Annotated in this window: 18 protein-coding genes and 1 pseudogene; 15 read left to right on the forward strand and 4 right to left on the reverse strand. The window is 71.0% G+C overall.

The annotated features are described in order from the left end of the window. Positions 1-58: 58 nt before the first annotated feature. The 6 genes from LQ51_RS00870 to LQ51_RS00895 all read left to right on the forward strand — a co-directional run bounded on the left by LQ51_RS00870 (position 59) and on the right by LQ51_RS00895 (position 4,930). Complete coding sequence (locus LQ51_RS00870; RefSeq protein ID WP_046562665.1) at positions 59-904, forward strand: hypothetical protein; 846 nt, start codon at positions 59-61, stop codon at positions 902-904. Then, positions 901-1,218, forward strand: coding sequence for a hypothetical protein (locus LQ51_RS00875; RefSeq protein WP_052744713.1), 318 nt, complete (start codon positions 901-903; stop codon positions 1,216-1,218). Before LQ51_RS00870 ends, LQ51_RS00875 begins: the two co-directional genes overlap by 4 nt. A gap of 257 nt (positions 1,219-1,475) precedes the next feature. Continuing rightward, positions 1,476-2,630 carry an FAD-dependent monooxygenase gene (locus tag LQ51_RS00880; protein WP_046562666.1) on the forward strand — a complete coding sequence of 385 codons (1,155 nt, stop codon included), beginning with the start codon at positions 1,476-1,478 and terminating at the stop codon, positions 2,628-2,630. A 33-nt stretch (positions 2,631-2,663) separates the two neighbouring features. After that, positions 2,664-3,011 (forward strand): histone-like nucleoid-structuring protein Lsr2, encoded by a 348-nt coding sequence (locus LQ51_RS00885; protein ID WP_046562667.1) that lies wholly within the window; start codon positions 2,664-2,666, stop codon positions 3,009-3,011. A 176-nt stretch (positions 3,012-3,187) separates the two neighbouring features. Beyond that, a complete protein-coding gene (locus LQ51_RS00890; protein WP_046562668.1) occupies positions 3,188-4,186 on the forward strand; it encodes a hypothetical protein in 999 nt (332 codons plus the stop codon). A 96-nt stretch (positions 4,187-4,282) separates the two neighbouring features. After that, positions 4,283-4,930, forward strand: a complete 648-nt coding sequence (locus LQ51_RS00895; RefSeq protein ID WP_046562669.1) for a GGDEF domain-containing protein — start codon at positions 4,283-4,285, stop codon at positions 4,928-4,930. Positions 4,931-5,404: 474 nt separating this feature from the next. Here LQ51_RS00895 and LQ51_RS00900 read toward each other — a convergent pair whose 3' ends face one another. Together LQ51_RS00900 and LQ51_RS00905 are read right to left on the reverse strand one after the other, a co-directional pair. Continuing rightward, positions 5,405-6,727, reverse strand: coding sequence for a hypothetical protein (locus tag LQ51_RS00900; RefSeq protein WP_046562670.1), 1,323 nt, complete (start codon positions 6,725-6,727; stop codon positions 5,405-5,407). Beyond that, the gene (locus LQ51_RS00905; RefSeq protein WP_052744715.1) at positions 6,724-8,100 is read right to left on the reverse strand and encodes an ATP-binding protein; all 1,377 of its coding nucleotides are present in this window, start codon (positions 8,098-8,100) and stop codon (positions 6,724-6,726) included. The genes LQ51_RS00900 and LQ51_RS00905 overlap by 4 nt, the downstream gene beginning before the upstream one ends. Before the next feature lie 473 nt (positions 8,101-8,573). Here LQ51_RS00905 and LQ51_RS31610 point away from each other — a divergent pair, with 473 nt between their 5' ends. From LQ51_RS31610 to LQ51_RS00945, 9 genes are all read left to right on the forward strand, one after another. Further along, positions 8,574-9,020, forward strand: coding sequence for a hypothetical protein (locus tag LQ51_RS31610; RefSeq protein ID WP_082159210.1), 447 nt, complete (start codon positions 8,574-8,576; stop codon positions 9,018-9,020). A gap of 21 nt (positions 9,021-9,041) precedes the next feature. Further along, a complete protein-coding gene (locus LQ51_RS00910; protein ID WP_046562671.1) occupies positions 9,042-10,079 on the forward strand; it encodes a hypothetical protein in 1,038 nt (345 codons plus the stop codon). Positions 10,080-10,191: 112 nt separating this feature from the next. Beyond that, positions 10,192-11,262, forward strand: a complete 1,071-nt coding sequence (locus LQ51_RS00915) for a M23 family metallopeptidase (RefSeq protein ID WP_046562672.1) — start codon at positions 10,192-10,194, stop codon at positions 11,260-11,262. 114 nt (positions 11,263-11,376) lie between these two features. Continuing rightward, a complete protein-coding gene (locus LQ51_RS00920; RefSeq protein WP_046562673.1) occupies positions 11,377-12,042 on the forward strand; it encodes a hypothetical protein in 666 nt (221 codons plus the stop codon). A gap of 77 nt (positions 12,043-12,119) precedes the next feature. Further along, positions 12,120-13,193 carry a DUF4314 domain-containing protein gene (locus LQ51_RS00925; protein ID WP_046562686.1) on the forward strand — a complete coding sequence of 358 codons (1,074 nt, stop codon included), beginning with the start codon at positions 12,120-12,122 and terminating at the stop codon, positions 13,191-13,193. Positions 13,194-13,297: 104 nt separating this feature from the next. Further along, positions 13,298-13,780, forward strand: a complete 483-nt coding sequence (locus LQ51_RS00930) for a hypothetical protein (protein WP_046562674.1) — start codon at positions 13,298-13,300, stop codon at positions 13,778-13,780. A gap of 352 nt (positions 13,781-14,132) precedes the next feature. Then, entirely contained in the window at positions 14,133-15,302 is a 1,170-nt protein-coding gene (locus LQ51_RS00935) for an AAA family ATPase (protein ID WP_046562675.1), read from the forward strand. Positions 15,303-15,340: 38 nt separating this feature from the next. Next, complete coding sequence (locus LQ51_RS34310) at positions 15,341-16,978, forward strand: VWA domain-containing protein (RefSeq protein ID WP_046562676.1); 1,638 nt, start codon at positions 15,341-15,343, stop codon at positions 16,976-16,978. Positions 16,979-17,261: 283 nt separating this feature from the next. Next, on the forward strand, positions 17,262-17,873 hold the full coding sequence (locus LQ51_RS00945; RefSeq protein ID WP_046562677.1) for a hypothetical protein: 612 nt from the start codon (positions 17,262-17,264) through the stop codon (positions 17,871-17,873). A gap of 197 nt (positions 17,874-18,070) precedes the next feature. On the opposite strand, the gene LQ51_RS00950 is transcribed toward LQ51_RS00945, so the two are convergent. Together LQ51_RS00950 and LQ51_RS00955 are read right to left on the reverse strand one after the other, a co-directional pair. Continuing rightward, entirely contained in the window at positions 18,071-18,760 is a 690-nt protein-coding gene (locus LQ51_RS00950; RefSeq protein ID WP_046562678.1) for a hypothetical protein, read from the reverse strand. A 371-nt stretch (positions 18,761-19,131) separates the two neighbouring features. Next, positions 19,132-19,678, reverse strand: a pseudogene (locus tag LQ51_RS00955) (tetratricopeptide repeat protein); the annotation flags it as partial.

Below are 19,678 nucleotides of genomic sequence, written 5' to 3' on the forward strand. Positions count from 1 at the left end.
AGCCCGGCCGGCGAACGGCCGACCTTTCCCTCTTCCCCCATCAGGAGGTTCCTTCGCCATGTCTGACCGACTGTGGTTCCGCGTCGACGACGTCCTGCCCCTCGCCGAACACGCCGCCGCCACCCGCGCGTACCTGAAGAGCCGGCAGCAGTACCGGGCCGGTGTCCCGGACCAGGCCGCGCTCATCTGGTCCCACGACACCGACGGTGACTGGTTGTCCTCCAACGGCGTCCCCCGCTGGTACGACGCCGACGGCGCCGAGCACCGCGTCCTCGCCGAAACCTGGACCCACACCGCGACCGGCGCCACCGGAAATCCGGTCCTCGCCGATGACGGGCACGGATTCCTGCCCCTGCACACCGGCCACCTTGACGGCCGGCGGGGCCTGCTCGGCCTGCTCCGCTACGCCCGCCGCCACGGGATGCACTGGTTCGGGCTGCACCCGGACCCGGCGAGCGAGGCCGCAGGCGACCGCTACCGCATCTCCCGCAGCCGCGGCGACATCATTCCGCCGCTTGCCACCTGGACGCCGGCGACCGTGACCTGCGATGTGGTCGGCGGCGGCGCCTACCGCGCCATGGTCGCCCCCGGCTACACCACCCTCATCCGCACCGGGCTGCTGTGCCGCTTCCCTCGGTTTGCGGTGCAGCGCATGGCCGCCCACCTCGACGCCCTCTACCCCGCCGACATGCCCGGGGAGCACCCCCGGCTGCGGTTCGACGGCGACGAGGTCGCCGTCGAGGGGGAGAACGACGACGGCCTGGGCAGCCGCTGGTTTGAGGACGACCGGGTCGTCCCGGACTCCAACCGCTGCTACGCCATCGGCGCCTACCAGTGGCCCTGGACCCTCGTCGCCTCCGGGGCGACCTCCCGCGCCGCCGACCCGACGGACCGGTCGCGGTGATCGTCGACGAGGTGTTCCACCAAGGCGGCCACGGCACCTACGAGCTGACCCGGGTGCACCACACCGACGGGTACGTCCTGCGGGTGCGGGTCTACCGCGACAGCTACGCCACGCAGAGCACGGCGATCGCCGAGGTTCTCACCCCGTTGTTCACCTGGACGATCATCGCGAGCAACCCCGGTGGCGGCTGGCACCGCACGACCCCGGCCACATCATCGGATGCGGCGCCGCTGATCCCGGTCGCCGACGAGGTGCTGCGTCGGGCGCGGCGGATCCTTCCCGTGCCGCCGCCGTTCACCGCGCCCGGCCGGTAACCCGCCGAGGTCACCTTCTCGAACTGCCCTGCGCGTCCGGTCGCGCCTCGCGCGCCAGCGGACGCAGTCCGGCGCCGCGTCTTCGGAAGCCTCTATCCGCCCGCCGCATCACGGCGGGCTGATCAGCGTGTCCGCGGCCCACCGCCGTTGACGCGCTTTCTCACTGCACTACCTGGCCGATGCCCGGCCACCCGCGCGAGCGCGCACACCCGGGCACGGCCGTGCCCGGGTTCCCAGCCCCCAGAAGGGAACCGATCATGACATCCAACATCCTGTCGGCCTCCGGCCGGCAGCCCACCATCGCCGTCGTCGGCGGCAGCATCACCGGCCCCGTCACCGCGCTGCTGTTGCTGCACGCCGGATTCGACGACGTCACCGTCTTTGAGGCCGCGCCGGCGTCCGCGCCCCTGGGCGGCGGCCTCATCGGCCTGGAACACCCCGCGCTCGACGTGCTCGACCGCCTCGACATCGGCCAGCACGAGTTCGTCGCTCACGACTCCGAGGCCATCGTCCAGATGACCGTCCGCGACCGCCGGCCGGCCGAGACCATCCGACGCACCTACGCGGGGCGGAACACCACCTGGACGCTGCTGCACCAGGCGCTGACCCGCCGCCTACCCGCCGGTGTCCTGCACTCCGGCATGAAGGTCACCGCCCTGGTCGAGGAGGCCGGCCAGCCGGTGCTGCGGTTCCGCGACGGCCACACCGCGCCCGCCGACGTGGTCGTGTTCGCCGACGGCCGGTCCTCCACCGGCCGGCGGCTCCTCGACCCTGATCGGACCCTGCGGTACGCCGGCTACGTCGCCCACCGCGGCATCGCCGACATCACCCCCCAGCCCGGGCTGCGGGACTTCCTGCGGCTGCAGCCCTGCCCGGGCGTGCAGTTCAACCTCGCCCCGGTACCCGGCGGATGCGACTGGACCTTCTACCTCAACTGCACCAGCACCGAGTACGCGCAGCGGTTCGGCACCGACCCCACCCGCCGGGTCTTCGCCCTACCCCGGCACGTCAGCCCCGCCGCCCGCGCCCACGTCGACACCTGCGCCGACCTGCTCCTCCCGGCAGACCACGCCGCCGTCGTGCACGCCACCACCACCCGCATGGCGGCACCGGTCCTCGACATCAGCCCACCGGAGCGCATGGTGTGGCCGATCGGAGCTGGTCACGCCGTCCTGCTCGGCGACGCCCTCGCCCCCGTGCGCCCCCACACCGCCCGCGGCGCCAACAACGGCATCGAACAGGCCGCGGGCCTCGCCGCTGCCCTCACCCAGCACCGCAAGTACCGAGCTGACCTCACCGCCGCCCTGCACGGCTGGCAACGCCGACACCTGCCCGCCGCCGTCGCCGCCGTGCACCGCGGGCCCGTCATCGGCCACCAGCTCGGCCTCGGCACCCACCAACCCGCCCAGTAACCCACCACCCGAGAGAAAGGAGGTGGCCTCCTCGTGGCCACCAAGACCACCGCGATCCTCGTCGACGACCTCGACGGCTCCACCGACGACGTCGCCACCTACCAGTTCGCCTTCAACGGCGTCACCTACGAGATCGACCTGTCCGCCGGCAACTTCGACCGGATGGCCGCGGCGTTCGGCCCGTTCATCACGGCCGGACGGCGCCTGCCGAAACAGCCCCGGACGCCACGGCGGCGGGGCGCCGCGACCGGCCGCACCCCCAGCCAGGAGATCCGCACCTGGTGGTGGACCGCGAACTGGCAGGAGCTGAACCTGCCCCGCCCACGAACCGGGGGCGCCATCCCCGCCGCGGTGCGCGACGCCTACCACGCCGCGCACTGACCCCGATCCCCACCGTGCCGCCCGGCGAGCGATCGCCGGGCGGCACACCTGTGCGCGTCGCCGCAGTCCCGCACTCCGGGCAGACGACTTGATCAATCCCCGATCCGAAGCGTGCATCAATGCGCGCCTCACTCACCGGCCCCTGCCGATGGCAGGAGAAAGGGGGCCACCCGCCCATGACCAGCACCCCCACCAACACGACCACCGATACGGCCGTACCAGCGCCCCTGGCACCCAGCGTCGCGAAGGTCCTCGCCGCGCTGCACCGCCTCGGCGAGGCCACCGCCGCCACCATCGCCACCGAAGCCGGCCTCGGCTACTCAACCACCACCCCGAAACTGCGCACCCTGCAAACCGCGGGACTGGCAGAGGCCACCCGAAGCGACACCGGAGGCAGCCTGTGGCGGCTGACTGACACCGGCCGCGCGCATACCGAACAGGGCGATCACGGCCAGCCCGCGCCGGAGCCCGCCACCCGCGACACCGACACACCCAGCACCACCGCACAACACGGGCCGCGCGGCGACGACACGCAGGACACCGGAGAGGCCGCCGGGCAGGACCACGACCAGCGGCCAGCCGCTGAGATTCCCGCCGACGGGCAGCCGGACGCCGCCCAGAACTCAGCATCGCCGGCTCATGGCAATGCCGACGCGGCACCCGATGAGGCCGCTGACGCCGAGGACACCGAAACCGGCCTCGGCGACTACAGCGCCCGCTCGACTGCCGAACCCGAGGTGCCGGTCACGACCGACGACACCGACCCGGCCACCGGACCGACGCCCGCACTCAACGAAGCGGACCTCGGACCGGCCACACCGGGCGGTCCCCCTGCCGGCTCGGCCACCGACGGCACCACGGGCGGCCCCGCCACGGAAGCACCCGCCGCACCTCCGGCCACGGAGGCGGCGGGCGAGGCGGCACAGGCCCCTACCCGGCGGGCGTCGGGCTCCCTGCGCGGCGCGGTCCTCGACATCCTCGAGGCCAACCCCGGCCAGCATTACAAGGTCAGCGAACTGTGCAAGCTGGTCGATCGGGCCAACGAGGGAACCGGCGCGAAGAAGGCCAGCGCGGGCGCGGTCCACAACGCCGCCGTGAAACTCGTCGGGACCGGGCGCGTGGTCCTGGCCGCCGAGAAGCCCGTCACGTTCGCCCTCGCCGACCCCGCCGCCTGACCGACCCCGATCCTGCCGGTAGCCCGGAGGCGGGCGTCGAACTTCCCGGAACCACGCCCGCCCCCGGTGCTCCTTACTGCAGAAGGAGCTCTCGAAGTGTCTCCCATCCTGACCTCGATCGTCACCGCCGCCGGGGGAATCCTCGCGGGTCTCGCCCTCGCCGCGGCGCTGCTGTGGCGCCAGCAGCAGGCGCTGACCCGCGCCCGTTACGCCGCCGACCACGACGACACCACCGGCCTGCCGAACCGGCGGGCCCTGCTCGCCGCCCTCACCCGCGCCACACGCGCCGACGCCCCGTTCGGGCTCGTCCTGATCGACCTCGACGGTTTCAAAGCCGTCAACGACACCCTTGGCCACGAGGCCGGCAATGACGTCCTCACCGAGGTCGGCCAGCGGCTGGCCGCCCTGCGCGGGCCGGTGCGGCTCGCCGCGCGGTTGTCGGGCGACGAGTTCGCCCTGCTGGTCGGCGGCGGTCCCGACGACGTCGCCGCCGCCGCCCGCGCTGCCTGGCGGGCCGTCGGCCGCCATCCCGTCGACCTCGGCGCGCAGGCCGTGGCCGTGCGCGCCAGCGTCGGGCACACCAGCGCCGCGCTCGGCGTCGGCCCGCGCACCCTGCTTCGCCAGGCCGACATCGCCATGTACCAGGCCAAACAAACCGGATCCGGGGTCCACGGCGCCACGGCCACCACCTGCCACACCGAACCGCCGCCGGGTACCCGCCTGCGGGACCTGCGCCGCCGCTGAACCTCGCGCCCGTCGACGGGCGCGAGGTCCTCAGCATGCCCCGCTCCCATCCACCCAGCCCTGCTTTCCCGCTCTAGGCGAAGGCCGCCGGGACCTCGTAAAGGAGCGCATACGCCATGGCCAGCCCTCACACGTACACGATTGATGGCCAGGGTGACCATCGATCGGGCAGCGGCCCGCGCCAACACTCGGGGCGAGACCCAGCGCGGCACCGGCTGCTGCCAGTCAACGTCGTCATCGAACCCGTCGACGGCGGTCGGCCGGTGGAGGTCAACCCACGCCGACGCCGTTGGCCACCGATCTCCCCTCGAGGATCTACAACCAGAGGTGACAGCTTCGGCAACTGGTGCAGACAGTGCAGACAGTCGGATCACAGTGCAGACAGTCGGACCGTCCGAACCGGTTGCCGGGGCCGAGGCCTTGGAAGCTTGGCGACAGCGCCAAGTGCTGTGGGCAGCTGGTTGTCGCATCGGCTCAGTCAGTGACCGCGGATGGATCGTGGTCGGCGCCGCAGGGGCATTGGATAGGCAGGGAACGGTCCTCCGAACCAGCGGTGCCGACGATCCGGGGCGTCCGCAGCATCCTGACAGCACGCTGGAACACCGTCAGCGCCTGCCGGACGAATTGTGCCGGGCCGCGTATCGACTCTGAGCGTAGATAGACGATGCCCGCACGAACCATGATCAGTGTCGCCGCGTCGATCCGACGTCGTTTGAGCTGTACCCGAAGCATCTCGGCCAGCAGGACGAGCTCGACGCGCGGAGCGCCGTGTCGCCGGCTCCGCTGCACGGCCGCTCGCAGGGTATCGACTGCTGATTGGAGGTCACCCGTCCGGACAAACCAGCGTGCCCACGTGCCGTGCAGTACATGTAAACCGCTGCTCGCCTCTCCTACGATCGCGAACGTGCGTTCCGCTGCCCTTAGGTGATACTCCGCCTCCCAGAGGGGCCCGTGGTCGACAAGCACCTCGGCGAGGCGCTGATGGAAATATCCGTGACCCGTTAGGTAGTCGTCGGAGAGCGCCTCCGCCTCGCAGAGGAGCCGAATCGCGTCGGCGGGTTCCCCACCATCGGCCGAGAGCCGACCGAGGTAGTGCAATGCCATGGCCAGCGGCTGGCGGACACGCCGGTCAGTCGAGTGGTTCCTGCCGATCGTGACCGCAGACTCGAAGTGGGCTCGCGAGATTGCTGGCTCGGAAAAATAGTAGGTCATTCCCAGGGTCGTCGCATGGTCGACCCGCAGGTGAGCCTCGTCGACCTCTCTCATAGCCACACTACAGCGCAGCAAAGCCGAGCGGGCACCGTCGTAGTCGCTCACGTCGATGAGGTACTTGGCAAGAGTAAGGAGTGCCGTCGCTTCCTCATCCCCGGTGCGACTCGTGGCGACCGCCTGTTCGATGAACTCTCGGCGCAGCGCGGCACCGTTGGCGATACCGGCCTGGAACCGTGCCACAGAGAGGTAGTGACCGGAGACGGGCGCACCTCGTGCCCGTAGTAAATTGATCAGGTCCAACGCATTGGCAAGGAACTCCTCGTAGTCGCGGAAGTCGGTCCCGGCACCGACGGTCAGTAGCGTATCGATCGACAGGGTGATGAACCGGCCAATCGTGCTGCTGTCCATATGGTCTGCGGCGAAAAGAACGCCGCCGGTCAGGGTCACCAATTTTCGCACGCCTCGAGCGGAAGCGTGCTTTCCAGGGTCGGCAAGGGCTGCCTGTGCCAGTCGCGGAAACTGCCGCTCACCCTCCGCGTCGAATCGTCGTTGCCAGGTTGTGCGGATGACCGTCCCCGAGGTCACCGGGTCGACCGTAGCCGCGTCAACGGACAGGTGTGTTCGTACAGCAGGCTGTGGATCGAGTACCGTCGGTTGAAGTCCGATGGCCGCACAAGCCCGAGGCGCCGAGCAACCTCCAGCACCTCCGAGAACCGCTGGTCGGTGATGTCAATGCTCGCCGCACGCAGCTCCTCGTGCGTCATGGTTTCACCGCGGCCCGTGGCGCAGAACGAGAACAGGAGCGAGACGGCCTCGCGCTTGGAGGTACGGTCGCTGAACTCGTCCAGTGACCGTTCGAACAGCCATGTCCGGACCTTGTCAGCGAGGGGATTCAGCGATATCGGGCGAATCTCCTCCAGGATGGCGGGCAGCGCCTTGCCGCTCAGCATATACCGACGTGTAATGAGCTTGATGAGGAATGGGTTCCCTTCGGTAATCGGGTATACCGGTTCCAGCTGCTTGTTGCTCGCATTGGCCAGGTCTGAATTGGAGTCCCTGGCGGTCAGCCGTACGAGATCGTAGGTCTCCTTCTCGCCGAGTGGATCGATCTGGATATTCCGCACGTCGAAGTCCTCGCGTCGCGACATCCAGCGGGTAGTCGTGAGGATGCGGTGCGGGCGACCGAATCCTAGAGCCCGCAAGCGTTCGATGACGTCGTCGGCCGCTTCGACGTACTCCAGGTTGTCGATAATCACCAAAATCCGTCGGTTGGCCGGCAAGCCACCGAGATGCGCGCGGAGGTCGCGTTCCCAAAGCGCCTGGCTGGCTGACAGGGGGCATTCCAACTGTCGGGCAATCATAGACAACAGATCCAGCCAGTAGATCGAGTCGACCGTCGGAGCACCGGCATCCAGAGTGGAAAATCGTGTGTTCCTTGCGGATGCCCATGCAATGTCGGTGTAGATGTTCCGAGCCGCCACCTTATGCACCGCCGCGAACGTGATGGCGGTCTTGCCGATGCCACCCGGGCCCCACACTGCGATGGCGGACCTTGCCGCAGCCGAGGTATCTTCCAGCATCGCCACAAGGTCGTCCAAAAGCTGATCGACGTGTATCAGCTCAGCCGACTCCACTTGTACATATCGCGTCCACGCCGTTGGTGGTGGGTTGCGGGCCGCTTCGGCGTCTGACGAGGCTTCCTGTTCCATCCCGTCATCGCCCGAAAGGTTTCCGCGGATCCCCGTACTGGCGGCGACCGAAGAGGATGAAGCCAAACGCGTTGCCGCCGTGACGTCGGGATCTGACGCGGTGGAGCGGGACATCATGAGCGAGATGATCGCCGCTCCCAGGCTGCCGATGCCCGCAACCCAACTGGCCACCTGAAGCCAGTGCGCATCGATGGTCACGGCGGCCAGCACGAGCGCCGTCGTGATGAGTGCAGCCGAGCCGATGGTCACCCATCGTCGCGTCATCATCACAGCATCATCGGCTACCGCATGCCGCAACGTCCATCCACATCCACCACGCGGGGCCGAACGACCGCGCGCCCGGCGTACCAAACTCCGCACTGGAACCCGATCGGCGAGTTGCACTTGGTGCTACGCGACACCGACACCGGTCGCGTCTCCCTCGTCCTGCTCGGCGGCAACAACGGCCCCTACTGACGCGGTATCTCCCGCCACCTGCTCAGCACGGGGTGGGGCTTGACGCCTCGACCCCGAACAGACCCACTGAGCAGCGCCCCCACGCTGCCGTGCCGGGCGGGCTATGTCCTCTGCCCGCCCGACACGACTTGACCTCTACCAAGAGATGAGCGTCGATCAGCGCTGGTCGTCGTCCGTCGCCCGGACATCAGCATTCCCGAGGGCCCGACGCGAGTCGGGCGGCGACCACGTATGCCCGCGATCCGCCGACCGAAGGGCCACCCGCCATGGCACATCCCGCACACCCCGAGGGCCGCAGCCGGCGTCCCAGCGACCGCACCGCAGTACCGAACGACGTCACCGACAGGCTTCTGTGGGCGCTCGCGGTCGACGTCGCCGCCGCCCACCAACTGGAACCCGACGGCGCCTGCACGAACCTGCAGTGCCGCGGGCAGCACGGCCCCTGCTGGGCGCTGCGCACCGCCCGCCGCGCCGAACAACACGCCCGCCGCGCCACCACCACCCTCGCCCCGCCGCCCGCGCCGCCTTCGCCGCGCCCGGCCGGAACCGCACATGGACGCGCCCCCGTTCCCGCCGTGCCGCGCCGCTTCACCGGCTGGTTCACCCCCGCCCACCCGCCGACACCTCTGATGCGGCCCGCGCCCGTACCGGACGCGGTGCCGCCGGAATCCCGGCTCCACCGACGTCCACCCGTAGCGGCGCTGGCCGCCTGAGCACGCAGCTGGAGGCAACCAGTGAACTTCCTACCGAACGACACCCTCGCCGGCTACGCCCGCACCGCCGTCGACCTGCGCACCCGCATGGCCGACTACCACCGCAGCCCGCTCGCGGCGCAGTACCTGCAGGCGTTCTTCGGCAGCCGCCTCGCCGACCACCCCGACCCCAGCCCAGCGGGCATGGTGAAGGTCTTCGACGCGGTCCGCGCCATCACCGCCAACCCGTGGCGATTCGGCGAGCCGTACGTCATCGCCCCCGCGATGACCGCGATCATCGCCGCCGCCGCGGCGGCCCTCGACCTGACCGGCGAGGTGCTGCCCGCCGACATCGCCCCCGACGACGGCGGGGTGCTCTTTCTCCCCGAACCGATCTACCACCGCAGCCTCAGCGGCGAGGTGTCCTCGATCGGGGCGATCACCTGGGCCCGCACCACCAACACCCACAGCGGCCGGTCCTTCTGGGCCATCGCCGGCTGGGCCGACCACCACGACCCGCACGACCCGGCGGCCGTGCGCCGCCGGCAGCAGCTCGCTGGCCGGCCCGACCTCGCCCGCCAGTTCGGCCCTTACGTGCTGACCGACTTCACTGAGATCCCCATCGGCCAGCCCGTCGACCCCCGCCCCGACCTGCCGGTCCTCGACGGAGACGACCGCGACTGGGAACCGGCGCCCGACGGCCGGTTCTGCATCGACGAGACCGCCACCCCGATGCGGGCCTGCGCCGCCGTCGCATATGCCTTCTGGCGGATCCAGGCCCAACCCCTCGCGACCGTCGCCGCCGCCCCGTTGGACCGCGCGGCGCGCCGCCGCGCCGTACGGTCCGGCGTCCGCCACGACACCCGGGTGGTCATGCTGCGCCGCACCAGCGCCCTCGCCGAACCGACCGGCGGGGAACCCAAGTGGCACTACCGGGTGCGGTTCGTTGTCCGTGGCCACTGGCGACGCCTCATCGACCGCGACGGCCACCCGTACCGCATCTGGATCAACGCCCACATCAAAGGCCCCGACGGGGCGCCCCTGCTGCACGGCGAAAAGGTGGCCGTTCTCGCCCGCTGATTCCCGCACCCGGCCGAAGGCCGCGCGGCGCCCTCTCCACAGGCCCGCGCGGCCTTCACCGTCCCCGCGCCCCGCCGGCCCGGTGCCCGCCCTACATCGAAGGAGTCCAGTCATGATCACCCGGGTCCTGTCCGGGATCGCCATCGCGGTCGTCGGCGTCCTGCTGCTGTGCTCCGGACTGGCCACCACCCTGATCTTCGCCGGCGGCGCCGGCGCGTGCGGGCCGACCACCAGAGTCGCGCCCACCGCCTCGTCGGCCGCGCGCAGCCCCGTCCCGGGCGGGATCGGTCCGGTCGGTGACTGGAACGCCGAGCAGGTCGGTAACGCCGCCACCATCACCGCCGTCGGCATGCGCCTCGGCGTCCCGCCTCGCGGCTGGGTCATCGCCGTGGCCACCGCGATGCAGGAGTCCTCCCTGATCAACACTGCGGATGGGGACCGCGACTCGGTCGGCCTGTTCCAACAGCGACCCTCGCAGGGCTGGGGTACTCCCGAGCACCTGCATGACCCGCAGTACGCGGCGACGAGGTTCTACCAGAGGTTGCAGGCCGTCGACGGCTGGCAGGCGATGCCGCTGGCCGAGGCCGCCCAGGCAGTGCAGCGGTCGGCGTATCCGGACGCCTACGCCAGGTGGGAACCGGCCGCCACCCGCATCGTCGCCGCCCTGACCGGGGTCAGCGCCGGCCTGGCCGCCTGCCAGGTGACCCTCAGCGCGCAGGGCTGGACCCAGCCGGTGCACGGGGACGTCGGCTCCGGTTTCCGCACCTCGGGCCGTCCCGGGCACGACGGCGTCGACCTGATCGTGGCAAAGGGCACCCCGATCCACGCCGCGTCCGCCGGCACCGTCACCGTCGTGCGCTGCAACGCCGTCGACGTACGCACCGGCCGGGACTGGGGCTGCGACCGCGACGGCAACCCCGCTCTCACCCGCGGCTGCGGCTGGTACATCGACATCAACCACCCCGGCGGGTTGATCACCCGCTACTGCCACATGCTCACCCACCCCTCCGTCGCCGAGGGCCAACAGGTCGCGGCGGGCAGCGTCATCGGCGTCGCCGGCAGCTCCGGCCACTCGTCCGGGCCACACCTGCACTTCGAGGTCCACCTCGGTGACCACACCTCCGGCACGGCCGTCGACCCGGTCACCTTCATGGCCTCCGTCGGCGCGCCCCTGAACCAGTAGTCCCGATCGCGGATGCCGGCGACGGCCCCGTGATCGCCCCTCGGCTCGGCGGCCGTCCCGCCGTGGGACGACCGCCCCCACCCCATCCACACATCCCTGAGGAGGAGAAAGTCCGTGAGTACACCCACGCTCATCGGTGTCGCCGCGCTCCGCGGCAGGTACACCGCCCGCTGGATCCAGTTCGGCGAGAGCCCGGAGATCCTGGTGCCGCTGCTGCGCCGAATCTGGACCGACACGTTCGACCGTGACACCGACGCCATGGGCACCGCGCTGCTGGCCCGCAACTGGTGGTCCCTCGCCGTCAACCCCAAGCCCCGCCGCTGGAACCAACAACCACCCGTACCGGGCCTGGGCTACCCCGCCGACAACGACACCATCCGTCGCGGCGCGCTACGCGAGGACGTCGGCGGGGCCCTCGAGTGGCTGTACCTGCTGCACCTCGACCAGCGGCGGCTGGTGGCCTACGAGGCGACGGTCCACGGCCGCTGGCTGCGGCACAGCGCCCACCACCTCGACCCCGTCGAGGAACTGTTCGTCACCGAACCCGCCGACGACGAGGGCGGCCCGGAGATGACGGTGTGCACCGTCTGCGGCGCGGTCGATGAGATCGACCACGTCGAGGTGCCGTCCATGGCCGGCTACGGCTACGACACCGCCACCAGCTGCACCCGCTGCGGCTCCTCGGTCGCCACCGACCCGATGTTCGGCGAGCACGTCACCCGCAAGCCCTGGCCCCCGCACGCCCCCACCACCGGCGACGCGACGGGCGAAACCCGATGAACACCGACGGCACGCCGTCAGCGGCCACCGGTGACGGCGGCCCTTGCACCGACCCCGACGACCGATCGGAGACCACCATGACCAGCTACGAGACCGGCCAGCGCGTCGCCCTGGTCCACACCAGCGACCCGCACACCCTGCTGCGGCCCGGAGACACCGGCACTGTCCGCCGCCACGACCAGCGGCACCACATCGTCGAGGTCACCTGGGACAGCGGCTCGACACTGTCGATGTGCCTCGACGCCGGCGATCGCATCGCACCGGCCACCGCCATCCCGCGGCCCACCAGGTGGGCCGCCGCGCTGCAGCGGATGCGGGCCGCCGGCACCGAGGCCGGCCGCACCGCCGCCGAGTGGTGGGCGCAGGACAGCATCGGCGCCCGCGTCGGCGGCGACACCCGCCTGGCCGCGCGCCGGATCCTGGCCGGCGTCGAGGACGGCGATCCCGCCGTCCTCGACGCCCTGCCCCACTTCTCCTCGGCGGGAGAGTCGGTCGACATCGCCGGGTGGGAGTTGTTCGCCGACGCCACCGGCGACACCACGGGCTGGTTCGGGCTGCGTATCCCGCAGCGCGACGAGGCGATGGCCGTCTACCGCGACGCCTACGACACCGCCGTCACCGATCGCGTCGCCGAACTGTGTCACCTCGCTGCCAGCCCCACCGGCCGCGACGTGTCCCATCTGCACCCCGACCGGGTCCGTATCGGCGGCGTCGGTGTGTTCTCGGGCGACTGGACGCGCACCAGCGGCCCCGACGGCGGCGACCGGATCGAGGTCGGGTTCGTCGGCACCCTGATCGATTACTGGAACGGGTGGGCGGTGTTCTCCTGCACCCGCCCGGTGGCGGAGGCGATCGTCGCCGACCAGCAGCGTCACCGCGACGAGTACCGCCACCGCCTGCGTGAGCAGGGCGTGCCGGCCGACGACCTGGACCGGCGGGTCGACGCGGAACTGGCCGACCTGTCCTTCGACGGCGACGTCATCGTCGCCGACCAGCGCGCCCTGTCCGACGACCCGGACGCGATCGAACGCATCACCCCCGACAGCGACGGCCGATACGTCGTGATGGGCCGCAGCTGGTGCTGGGAGGCCATCGACCCGTACGACTGCGACCGGATCGTCGGCGACCTGCCCGACACCGACCAGGCATAGGCCGGCACCCCCAACCAGACCCGCCCCGTCTGCCGAGCTGAGCCGGATTCGGCGGCGGCATCCGACACGCCCACGACAGGTAAGACCACCAGGAAGGAAGCCCAGTGACCAGCCGTACCCAGGAGGAGATCGTCACCCGGGTCTGGGCTCTGCGGGCCAACCTCGGGGACATCTTCGGCTTCCGGGAGGAGGTGCTCGTGGAGGCACTCGACCTCGACCATGCCCGCCAGGTCATCGCCCCCCGCCACCCGGGCGAGTGGACCCAGCGCTTCGACCACGAGACCTACGCCCGGGACTACCTGCGATTCGCTATCGGGAAGATCCTCGACCACCGCGGCAACTCGGCGAGCCGGTCGGTGGACAAGCTCAGCGAACTCGCCTGGCTCCTCGGCCGCGACGACATCGTGGCGGCGATGGACCACGCCGGCTACCCGATGTACGGGGCGCCCAAGGTCAAAGCGTTCGCCGACGGTGTCGGCTGGCCGTTCCTCGACGACCTCGACGGCGACGACAGGCTGGCCCTGGCCCGGATGGCCGAGGGACAGCAGTGCGACCCGCAGGGCTGCGCACGGGGCTGCGCCGACTGACCACGACCGCGCCGCCAGCACCGCTTTCGGCCCTCACGGCGCGCCCGTAGTCAGCCGGCGCTCCCGCAATCCCGCCCCCGCGCACCCATTCGACTTGATCAATCGGGCTGGCGGGGGTTCCATCGTCGGCGCCGACACCGCCCGCGCGGCCTCGACACCGACCAGCACGCACCAGCGGCGACCCGACGTGTCGCCGTAACCCTTCAGCACCACCGGGGTGTGGTCACGCCGCCTGCCCGGCCCGATGCCGGCCGGGGCGGGGTTGGCCGCACCCGTCTCCGCTGTGCGGTACCACCGCCCGCGCACCCGGAGACGGGTGCGCGGGCCCGACCCATGGAATCGAGGCAACCCCATGACCACACCACACCCGCCGGCCCCGCCGGCCGGTCAGAACGACCCGGCCCCGGCCAGCGGCGCCGGCGCTCCCGCCACCGAGGCGGGCTCCGGGCGGTCCGGCTACCTCTACCGCAAGGTCGCCCTGCACCTGGCCGACCACCCCGATGACATCCTCAAGGTCGGCGAGATCACCCGCGCCATCGGCGCACCGTCGTCCGGGGCGGTGTTCGAGGCGCTGAAAAAGATGGCCGCCGCCGGGCACGCCACCCACCACCGCGACCCGCACCACCGCTTCCAGATCACCCAGGCCGGCATCGACGCCGCCGGCACCCTCCCACCCGCCGCACCCCGCACCCGCCCCATCGGCAGTGCTGGTGGTGGCCGGCAGTCCCGGCCCGCGCCAGTGGCACGACCGAACGGGACCCTGTACCACCCGCGGCGGCTCGGGCGGGGCTGGGACGTCGAGGAACTACAGCGACTGCGTACCCAGCAGGTGCCCGTGCTGCTGTACGGGCCGCCCGGCACCGGCAAGACCGCCATGGTCGAGGCGGCGTTCCCCGACCTGCTGACCGTCGCCGGCACCGGCGACACCGTCGTCGACGACTTCCTCGGCTCCTACAACCCGATCCCCGGCGGCGGCTACGAATTCGTCCACGGGCCCCTCGTGACCGCGATGCGGCAGGGGCGGGTGCTGCTGGTTGACGACGCCACCCTCATCCCGCCCCGCGTCCTGGCCGTGCTGTACCCGGCCATGGACGGCCGCGGTGTCATCACCATCCCCGCCCACGGCAACGAGACCGTGGAAGCCGTCGACGGGTTCTACATCGTCGCCGGCCACAACCCGGGCGTGCACGGCGCGGTCCTCACCGAGGCCCTGGCCTCCCGATTCACCGTCCACCTACACGTCACCACCGACTGGGACCTCGCCCGGCAACTCGGCGTCCCCAAACCCGTCGTGGCCGCCGCGATCGACCTCAACGCCGACCTCGCCGCCGGCAAGACCGTGTGGGCGCCGCAGCTACGCGAACTGCTCGGCTTCGTCACAGTCCGCGACCACCTCGGCATGACCGCCGCCCTCGCCAACCTGGCCGGCATCGCCCCCGAGGACGCCCGCGACGACGTCACCGCCGCCCTGTCCCGACACACCGGCACGCCCATCACCGCGCTCGCCCTCGGCAAGCGCTAACCACCATCCACCTCAAATCTCTGGAAGGAGCCAACCCCGTGTCACACCCCAGCACCCACCTCCAACAGGGCGCACCGCCGACGCCGGCCGGCGCCAGCGACTGGCATGACTGGTCCGCGGCGTGGACCAAGCACGTCCCGCTGCTGACCGGCCGTACCGACCTCACCGTCCTCGTCGCCCCCGGCGCCGCCGGCGACGCCCCCGAGTGCTTCTACCCCGACCTGAACCGGATCGAGGTCGACGCCACCTACATCGCCGGCAGCCCCGACGTCACCGACCCGGCCAAGGCCCGGCACAAGCGTCTCGTGCCCACCGGCTACGGGCTGCTCGTGCACGGCGCCGCGCATGCCGCGCACAGCCGCTGGGCCACCCCACCCGGCACCCCGCCGATCCTCGCCGCTGTCGCCGACATGCTGGAGGAATCCCGGGCCGAAGGACGCCAACGCGCCCGCCGCCGGAGCGACCGCCGCTGGCTGCGCCACGTCGTGAAGACCCTCCTCGACCCCGACCAGGCGGCCGTCGACGACGCGTGGCACGCCGGACAGCTCGCCGCCCTACTCCTGGCCCGCGTCGACGCCCGCATCGTCACCAGCAAAGACGTCCGCCCCGTCCGCGCCGCCGTCACCGGCATCCTCGGACGCAAACGCCTGCGGCAACTGCGGGACATCTGGCGGGAGGCCCACACCTGCGACGACACCGACGCCGACACCATGATCTGCCTGGCCCGGCGGTGGTGTCAGGTCCTCGGCATCGACCCCGACCAGCAGTACGACACCCCGGTACCGGACGCCGGCCTGTTCCCCGGCCGCCTCGCGGCGGCCCTCGTCGACTACCTCGCCGTCGCCGCCGGTGTCACCCCAGCCGAGTACGCCGCGGCGCTGCTGGCCCACCGGCACAGCCCACCAGCCCAGTGGAACCGCACCGACCCGACCGAGCAGGAACACCGCGCCGCCCGCGACCTCGCCAACCGGCTGCGGCAGGCCCGCACCCGCCACCCCGAACCCGGCCGGCGCCCCTCGACGATCCCACCCGGCCGACTGCGCACCCGGCAGGCCATCACCGCCGACGCGCAAACCGCCGCCGGGCAAATGCCGACCGCCGCCCCGTGGCAGCAACGCGCGCAACTGCCGCCCGAGAAACCCCGCCTGTACCTGGCGATCCTTGTCGACCTGTCCGGGTCGATGGCCCGCTACACGCAGGCGATGTCCTCCGCCGCGTGGATCTTCGCCAACGCGGCACGCCGCGCCGAGGCGACGACCACCACCATCGGGTTCGGCGACCGCATCACCATCCTGGTGCCCCCACGCACCTACCCCAGGCAGGTGCTGCACATGCGCACCGGGCTGGCCACCGCCACCTTCCCGGAAGCGGTCAAGGTCGCCGACCAACTCCTCGACCTGCGCCACGGCCGCACCCTACGGATGCTCGCCGTCGTCTCCGACGGCTACCTCGACGACATCCCCGCCGGCCAACACCTCGTCACCACCCTGCACCGCGCCGGCTGCGCCGTGCTGTGGCTACACCCCGCCGACCCGCCCACCGACGGCGAACCGGCCGACCCGGACCAGATCTGGGGGCACACCTTCACCCACGCCACCACCCTGACCGTCACCGACCCGACCGAGGCCATCACGGCGATCGCCGACGCCGCAGTCACCGCACTCACCCAGGCCTAAACCCCGGCCAGGGCCGGCTCCGCGCCGGCAGCTGACCCGTCCCACCCCGCGGCGCTGTCCGGCCGCTGCCGGGCAGCGCCGCGCACCGCGACCCACCACACACCGAGCCTGGAATGCGGGGCTTGCCACAGGCGGCCCACTCGCATCTCGCGGAGGGCCGATGCCGAATGGCTCGCTGCTGCCCCCGCGACTTGACCGTCCCGCGCCATCGAAGCGTGCATGCATCGCGTCCTGACCAACCCCGGTCCGGGCGCGGCACGACGCTGCCCACAAGGAGTTCCCCATGCGCTACGGCACCGACGACGAACACCCCTTCGACACCGACAACCGCGCCTGGCGTCGCCTGCGCGACGTCACCAGCGAACACTTCGACGCGATCACCTGGAACCGGGAGCCGGACGGACGGCCGGTCCTGCTCACCCTGCGCGACATGCGCACCGGAGACACCGTCACCCTCGCCGTCCTCGACTCCCTGGAAATCCGCGACCCGCACGCGCTGCTCGCCATCCACACCAGCGGACACCTCGACGCCCACGGCCCCACCAGCGGCGCCGAAGCAGCCCACTCCCACGCCGCCACCCTCGCACTCGACAGCACCACGCTCGCCCTGAGCCGGCCCGTACCGCTGCACGACCCCGCCGTCACGGCTCTACCCGCCACCAGTTGGGTCGACCTACCGCCCGACCTCGCCCACGTCCTGCGCCCGGCCCTCGACGACGCCCGCACCGCCGTTCTCGTGCTGCTCGACCGCACCGAAGGCTGGCTCGCCGCCGTCGGCCCGTTCCCCACCCACGCCGCCGCCGGCACGTGGCAACCCGCCAACGGACCCGGCCGCACCGCCGACCGGCTCACCGTGCCCCTGCACCCGATCACCACCGAGCAGACCCAGCAGTGACCAGCACCCGACCGCTGGCACAGCCCGCCTCCTTCCCCGTCGTGGCCATCGACGTCGATGGCGTCCTCAACCCCGCCAACCCCGGCCCGCGCCGAGATGCTCGGCTACCTTGTACGAGGCCGCCGGGGCGTCGGGACGCAGCCAGCCGGCGGAGCGGATGGGTCACCGACGACGTATGGCGACTCTGCGGTGACGAGTCAGCCCGATTCGCCGCAGTCGGTGACGGCAGCCCGCTTCCGGATCAGGGACGAGAAGAAGAGCGGGGATCCGGTGAGCGTGCTCCCGGACTTGGCGCCCTCCCAGATGAAGTTCTCGACATAGCTTCCGTAGCCGTCCAGCGGGAACAGACCGTCGTTGGTCATGTGCCAGAGCCGGGTGGGGTCCCGGAACGCCAGCGACAGCACGAACTTGTTGTCGGAATCCTTCAGACGCCCGGCCATGGCCGCGTGGGCCAGAAGCTCCACGTCCACTTTCTCGCATGGTCTGAGGTCCTGCTGCTCCCAGAACACCGCATCCCCGGATTGCGCGATGGCGAAGATCGCTACGTCTCGGAGCGGGACCGGTGACCTGTTCAGCATCGAGACCGTCGCGACGATGACGAGCGCGGACGACTGCGGCTTCGCCGACGCCGAGGTGTCGTCATCGGCGATCCAGAAAGCCGCGCGGGAGGCGTAGCGCCGTTCGTACCGCTCGCGGGCGATCTGGTTCAACCTGATCTGGTCGCGGTTGACCTGCTGTTGATCTTTGAACGCCTGGAAGGCGAAGATCGCCGCCACGACACTGACGGGAATGGTAGTAAGCGCGGCAATTGCCTGCAGACCGGCCCCGTTGCGGTTGAACCACGAAAGCCGGCCGCGGGCCGCCACCGGCACCTTCTCGGATTCCACTGGCTCGTCTTGACTCGTCACAAAGCCCCAGCCTATCGACGCCGGCCAGCGGGTAGACCGACGACGTATGCGCCAATGACGCTTCCTTAGGAGTCGGCGTACGGGCCAACGCGCCCAACCGGGTAGCCCCGGAACGTGCACCGGCCCACAACGACGCTCAACTATTGGCCCCGGCGGTCAACCACCCTGCCGTAGATAGGGCCATCAACTTCAACGACACTCGACGTCTGAGCCGAGCCAAGATCGCGAAACTCAGGGTTGCTGCTTCGGCGGCCCGCGCGGCCGCGCGCATCCCGACCACGTCGGGGCACTCGATCTTGGCAGGGGCCGCTTGTGGTGATGACTAGTTGAGAGCCTCCAGTTGAGCGGTTTCAAGGGCTGCCTCGTCGGCGTGAGGTGATCTGGGTGGTGTCCGTGGGGTGCTGGTTGACGGCGCTGTTTTGCAGGTCGGCCAAGGTGGATGCCGCCGCGTCTCGGCGTGCGGTGAAAGCCTGCGGTTCGGTGGCTGCGAGTTCGTCGAAGTATCGAATCCCCTCGGCAACCGCATCGAGGATTTGCTCCGACGTCTCTTCGAGAATGCGCGCTACGTATCCGACATTCCATAGGGACGTGGCGAGGTGGGGTAGGTAGGCGTCGCGGTTGCCGGCGGCCAGCTCCCGGTAGAGGTCGACGGCTTCCTGACTGGCTTCCAGCGCCTCGGCACGCCGCCCCACCGCCGCCAATCGAACAGCATGGTTGTTCACCGACCCGGCGAGGTCGGGCAGGTAGGCGTCGCGGTTGCCGTCTGCCAACTCCCGGCGCAGGTCGACGGCTTCCTGACTGGCTTCCAGCGCCTCGGCACGCCGCCCCGCCTCCGCCAACCGAAGAGCGTGGTTGTTCACCGACCCGGCGAGGTTGGGCAGGTAGGCATCGCGGTTG

This window comes from Micromonospora sp. HK10 (assembly GCF_000982955.1).
Classification (GTDB): domain Bacteria; phylum Actinomycetota; class Actinomycetes; order Mycobacteriales; family Micromonosporaceae; genus Micromonospora.

Excerpts from the sequence above, each read along its gene's own strand:
- LQ51_RS00890 (WP_046562668.1), top strand. The coding sequence starts at position 3,188 with ATGACCAGCACCCCCACCAACACGACCACCGATACGGCCGTACCAGCG.
- LQ51_RS00870 (WP_046562665.1), top strand. The coding sequence starts at position 59 with ATGTCTGACCGACTGTGGTTCCGCGTCGACGACGTCCTGCCCCTCGCC.
- LQ51_RS31610 (WP_082159210.1), top strand. The coding sequence starts at position 8,574 with ATGGCACATCCCGCACACCCCGAGGGCCGCAGCCGGCGTCCCAGCGAC.
- LQ51_RS00880 (WP_046562666.1), top strand. The coding sequence starts at position 1,476 with ATGACATCCAACATCCTGTCGGCCTCCGGCCGGCAGCCCACCATCGCC.
- LQ51_RS00925 (WP_046562686.1), top strand. The coding sequence starts at position 12,120 with ATGACCAGCTACGAGACCGGCCAGCGCGTCGCCCTGGTCCACACCAGC.
- LQ51_RS00915 (WP_046562672.1), top strand. The coding sequence starts at position 10,192 with ATGATCACCCGGGTCCTGTCCGGGATCGCCATCGCGGTCGTCGGCGTC.
- LQ51_RS00945 (WP_046562677.1), top strand. The coding sequence starts at position 17,262 with ATGCGCTACGGCACCGACGACGAACACCCCTTCGACACCGACAACCGC.
- LQ51_RS00935 (WP_046562675.1), top strand. The coding sequence starts at position 14,133 with ATGACCACACCACACCCGCCGGCCCCGCCGGCCGGTCAGAACGACCCG.